The organism is Streptomyces sp. NPDC059875, from assembly GCF_042731085.1.
In the GTDB taxonomy this organism is placed as follows: domain Bacteria; phylum Actinomycetota; class Actinomycetes; order Streptomycetales; family Streptomycetaceae; genus Streptomyces.
In genome coordinates, this window is sequence record NZ_JBHWJZ010000081.1 from 1 (window position 1) to 4,936 (window position 4,936).

4 protein-coding genes and 2 tRNA genes are annotated in these 4,936 nt (G+C 66.8%); 5 read left to right on the forward strand and 1 reads right to left on the reverse strand.

Going from position 1 to position 4,936, the window contains the following annotated elements:
- Nucleotides 1–43: 43 nt before the first annotated feature.
- A tRNA-Gly gene (locus ACFV9D_RS38825) sits at nucleotides 44–114 on the reverse strand.
- 132 nt (nucleotides 115–246) lie between these two features.
- On the opposite strand from ACFV9D_RS38825, the gene ACFV9D_RS38830 reads away from it, so the two are divergent.
- From ACFV9D_RS38830 to clpX, 5 genes are all read left to right on the forward strand, one after another.
- A tRNA-Pro gene (locus tag ACFV9D_RS38830) sits at nucleotides 247–323 on the forward strand.
- A 161-nt stretch (nucleotides 324–484) separates the two neighbouring features.
- On the forward strand, nucleotides 485–1,870 hold the full coding sequence (gene tig / locus ACFV9D_RS38835) for a trigger factor (RefSeq protein ID WP_385157828.1): 1,386 nt from the start codon (nucleotides 485–487) through the stop codon (nucleotides 1,868–1,870).
- Between the two features lie 240 nt (nucleotides 1,871–2,110).
- Nucleotides 2,111–2,728: an ATP-dependent Clp protease proteolytic subunit gene (locus ACFV9D_RS38840; protein WP_385157831.1), complete on the forward strand. Its 618-nt coding sequence runs from the start codon at nucleotides 2,111–2,113 to the stop codon at nucleotides 2,726–2,728.
- 63 nt (nucleotides 2,729–2,791) lie between these two features.
- Complete coding sequence (locus ACFV9D_RS38845; RefSeq protein WP_385157834.1) at nucleotides 2,792–3,454, forward strand: ATP-dependent Clp protease proteolytic subunit; 663 nt, start codon at nucleotides 2,792–2,794, stop codon at nucleotides 3,452–3,454.
- Nucleotides 3,455–3,610: 156 nt separating this feature from the next.
- Nucleotides 3,611–4,894 (forward strand): ATP-dependent Clp protease ATP-binding subunit ClpX, encoded by a 1,284-nt coding sequence (clpX, locus tag ACFV9D_RS38850; RefSeq protein WP_385157837.1) that lies wholly within the window; start codon nucleotides 3,611–3,613, stop codon nucleotides 4,892–4,894.
- Nucleotides 4,895–4,936: the final 42 nt, after the last annotated feature.

Below are 4,936 nucleotides of genomic sequence, written 5' to 3' on the forward strand. Positions count from 1 at the left end.
GTGCCCTAGGATATAACAAAAAGACCCGCCCCGAGGCCGGAAGAGCGGGCGACGGGAATCGAACCCGCGTAGCTAGTTTGGAAGACTAGGGCTCTACCATTGAGCTACGCCCGCAACAGGTCGCGCCGCAGGTCACGAGGGCCGCGGCACGGACAGCATCGTAGCGGGTTCCGGGCGGTCCCCGCACACCCCTAAAACAGGGGACGTCGCACTGTCTCCGTGCATGTACCCTACGTGTCGCACCGACGGGGTGTGGCGCAGCTTGGTAGCGCGTCCGCTTTGGGAGCGGAAGGCCGTGGGTTCAAATCCCGCCACCCCGACCACCATGATCACGCAACACAAGATCGCGTTGTGGGCGTCATCCCGCTTGCGGTTACTATGCAAGCTGCGTGCCCGTGTGTCTCTCTGACCGGGCCGATCGGCCGGAACCGCCACCAAGCGGCATCGGCAGAATCCAAGAATCAGCCACCAAGGAGACCGAACCGTGAAGAGCGCCGTGGAGACCCTGAACCCGACTCGGGTTCGGCTCACTGTCGAGGTGCCCTTCGAGGAGCTCAAGGACAGCCTCGACGCGGCGTACAAGAAGATCAACCAGCAGGTCACGGTCAAGGGCTTCCGCAAGGGCAAGATCCCGGCTCGTGTGATCGACCAGCGGTTCGGCCGTGGTGCGGTGCTGGAGGAGGCCGTCAACGACGCGCTCCCGAAGTTCTACACCGAGGCCGTCAACGAGGCCGAGGTCAACCCGCTGGGTCAGCCCGAGGTCGACATCACGGAGCTGAAGGACGGCGAGCTGCTGGCCTTCACCGCCGAGGTCGACATCCGCCCGACGATCGAGATCCCGGACTACTCCGGCATCGAGGTCACCGTCGACGCGGTCGAGGTCACCGACGAGGACGTCGAGAAGTCCGTGGAGCAGCTGCGCGAGCGCTTCGCCTCCACCAACCCGGTCGAGCGCGCCGCGGCCGAGGGTGACGTCGTCACCATCGACCTCGAGGCCAAGGTCGACGGCGAGGTCCTTCCCGACGGTGTCGCCCAGGGCGTCTCGTACACCATCGGTTCCGGCGAGCTCCTCGACGGCATCGACGAGGCCGTCACCGGCCTGGAGGCCGGCGGCGAGGCCACCTTCACCTCGCAGCTGAAGGGCGGCTCCGCCGAGGGCAAGGACGCCGAGGTCACCGTCAAGGTCACCGCCGTCGCCGCCCGTGAGCTCCCCGAGCTGGACGACGACTTCGCGCAGCTCGCGTCGGAGTTCGACACCCTCGACGAGCTCAAGGCCGACAGCCGCAAGCGCCTCGAGAACATGAAGCAGTTCGACCAGGCCACCCAGGCCCAGGAGCGCGTCCTCGACGAGCTGCTGAAGCTGGCGGACGTCCCGATGCCCGAGAAGCTGCTCGAGGACGAGATCAACACCCGCAAGCACAACCTGGAGCACCACCAGCTCGGCCAGATGGGCCTGACCCTCGAGAAGTACCTGGAGATCCAGGGCAAGACCGAGGAAGAGTTCCTGGCGGAGACCAAGGAGCAGGCCGAGAAGGGCATCAAGACGCAGTTCATCCTCGATGAGCTCGTCAACAAGGAGAAGCTCAACGTCAGCCAGGAGGAGCTCACCGAGCACCTCATGCGCCGCGCCGCTTCCTCCGGCATGAGCCCCGACCAGTTCGCCCAGGCCGTCGTCGAGGGTGGCCAGGTGCCGATGCTCGTCGGCGAGGTCGCCCGCGGCAAGGCCCTCGCGGTCGTCGTCGAGGCCGCCAAGGTCGTCGACACCAACGGTGAGGTCGTGGACCTCGAGGACGACGAGGACGAGACCGAGGCCGCCGTCGAGACGGTCGAGGCCGTCACCGGCGAGGCCGAGGTCGCCGAGGAGAAGTAAGGGCTCCGGCGCCCGCGCCGAACCCCTGGTCCACGGGCCCGGACGCACTGCGGTGCGCCGGGCCCGTGCCCGTATTCCCCGGCCCGCAGGGCCCCCGACAACCTTGCGCTCCCAGCGAACAGTTAGGGAACCGGGATGGCGTTGTCCTACCTGCGCGTTAGGGTCCATGAATACGAGGGCACTGCCCTCAGAACGAGACGCTGAGACGGCCGTCGCCGTCGGAGACGAGCAGGTGGATACGTGACGAATCTGAAGCCTTACGCCGCGGGTGAGCCGTCCATCGGTGGTGGCCTCGGCGACCATGTCTACAACCGGCTGCTCGGCGAGCGCATCATCTTCCTCGGCCAGCAGGTCGACGACGAGATCGCCAACAAGATCACCGCGCAGATGCTTCTCCTGGCCGCAGACCCGGAGAAGGACATCTTCCTGTACATCAACAGCCCCGGTGGCTCGGTGACGGCCGGCATGGCCATCTACGACACCATGCAGTACATCCCGAACGACGTCGTGACCATCGGTATGGGCATGGCGGCCTCGATGGGCCAGTTCCTGCTGACCGGCGGCTCCGCCGGCAAGCGCTTCGCGCTGCCGAACACCGACGTCCTGATGCACCAGGGCTCCGCCGGCATCGGCGGCACGGCCTCGGACATCAAGATCCAGGCCGAGTACCTCCTTCGTACGAAGAAGCGCATGGCCGAGATCACCGCGCACCACTCCGGCCAGACCGTCGAGACGATCATCCGCGACGGCGACCGCGACCGCTGGTTCACCGCGGAGGAGGCCAAGAACTACGGCCTCATCGACGACATCATCACCCACGCCGCGGGCGTTCCCGGCGGCGGCGGCACGGGCGCCTGAGCCCGGCAGACCGCTGAAGAGCCCCAGCCCCCGCCGAACGCCACCAGGACGGTGAACATCCAGATGCAGAACAACCTCTCCCCGAGCGGCCTCTACACCGGCGCGCCGATGGACAACCGGTACGTCGTCCCGCGCTTCGTCGAGCGCACCTCGCAGGGCGTGCGTGAGTACGACCCGTACGCGAAGCTCTTCGAGGAGCGCGTGATCTTCCTCGGCGTGCAGATCGACGACGCCTCCGCCAACGACGTCATGGCCCAGCTGCTGTGCCTGGAGTCGATGGACCCGGACCGCGACATCTCGATCTACATCAACAGCCCGGGTGGCTCCTTCACCGCGCTGACCGCCATCTACGACACGATGCAGTTCGTCAAGCCGGACATCCAGACGGTCTGCATGGGCCAGGCGGCCTCCGCCGCGGCCGTGCTGCTCGCCGCCGGTACGCCCGGCAAGCGGATGGCCCTGCCGAACGCCCGCGTGCTGATCCACCAGCCGTCCGGCGGCACCGGCCGTGAGCAGCTCTCCGACCTGGAGATCGCGGCCAACGAGATCCTGCGGATGCGGACCCAGCTGGAAGAAATGCTGGCCAAGCACTCCTCGACTCCGATCGAGAAGATCCGCGACGACATCGAGCGCGACAAGATCCTGACCGCCGAGGACGCCCTCGCGTACGGCCTGGTCGACCAGATCGTCTCGACCCGAAAGACCACGGCCGCCGCGGCAGCCTGACGCTCGGCCTTCCCCTGGCACGGTCCGCGTGGCCGAATCACGACCATGTGAACCGTGCCAAGGGGGGCCCGAACGGGGGGCCCGGCAAGGTACCGTCGAATATGAGGCACCAGGAGTCGCTGAACCAAGCGCTCCCAGGCGAAGGGGAAGCACCTCGTGGCACGCATCGGTGATGGCGGCGATCTGCTCAAGTGCTCGTTCTGCGGAAAGAGCCAGAAGCAGGTGAAGAAGCTCATCGCGGGACCCGGTGTGTACATCTGCGATGAGTGCATCGACCTCTGCAACGAGATCATCGAGGAAGAACTCGCCGAGACGAGCGAGGTGCGGTGGGAGGAGCTCCCCAAGCCGCGCGAGATCTACGAATTCCTCGAGGGGTACGTCGTCGGGCAGGAGCCCGCGAAGAAGGCCCTCTCGGTCGCGGTGTACAACCACTACAAGCGGGTCCAGGCAGGTGAGAACGGCGGCGGCGCCGGCCGTGACGACGCCATCGAGCTGGCGAAGTCCAACATTCTGCTGCTGGGCCCCACCGGGTCCGGCAAGACGCTCCTCGCGCAGACCCTGGCCCGGATGCTCAACGTCCCGTTCGCCATCGCCGACGCGACGGCGCTGACGGAGGCCGGCTATGTCGGCGAGGACGTCGAGAACATCCTGCTCAAGCTGATCCAGGCGGCCGACTACGACGTCAAGAAGGCCGAGACCGGGATCATCTACATCGACGAGATCGACAAGGTCGCCCGGAAGAGCGAAAACCCGTCGATCACGCGTGACGTGAGCGGTGAGGGCGTCCAGCAGGCGCTCCTCAAGATCCTGGAGGGCACCACCGCCTCCGTACCGCCGCAGGGCGGCCGGAAGCACCCGCACCAGGAGTTCATCCAGATCGACACGACGAACGTGCTCTTCATCGTGGGCGGCGCCTTCGCCGGCCTGGAGAAGATCATCGAGTCGCGTGCGGGCGCCAAGGGCATCGGCTTCGGGGCGACGATCCGCTCCAAGCGCGAGATCGAGGCGAGCGACCAGTTCCAGGAGGTCATGCCGGAGGACCTGGTGAAGTTCGGGATGATCCCGGAGTTCATCGGCCGCCTCCCGGTCATCACCTCGGTCCACAACCTCGACCGCGAGGCCCTGCTCAAGATCCTCGTCGAGCCGCGCAACGCGCTGGTGAAGCAGTACCAGCGCCTCTTCGAACTCGACGGCGTGGAGCTGGACTTCGACCGCCCGGCCCTGGAGGCCATCGCCGACCAGGCGATCCTGCGCGGCACGGGCGCGCGTGGCCTGCGGGCCATCATGGAAGAGGTCCTGATGTCGGTGATGTACGAGGTCCCGTCCCGCAAGGACGTGGCCCGCGTGGTCATCACCTCGGACGTCGTCCACAACAACGTGAACCCGACGCTGGTGCCGCGGATCGTGAAGAACGACGGCCGCCACGAGAAGTCGGCGTAGTACGAGAACACACAGGGGCGCCCGGCCGGTTGACGACCACCG

What these genes read in the sequence shown, in the direction of transcription:
- ACFV9D_RS38845 (WP_385157834.1), top strand. Translation starts at nt 2,792, where the DNA reads ATGCAGAACAACCTCTCCCCGAGCGGCCTCTACACCGGCGCGCCGATG.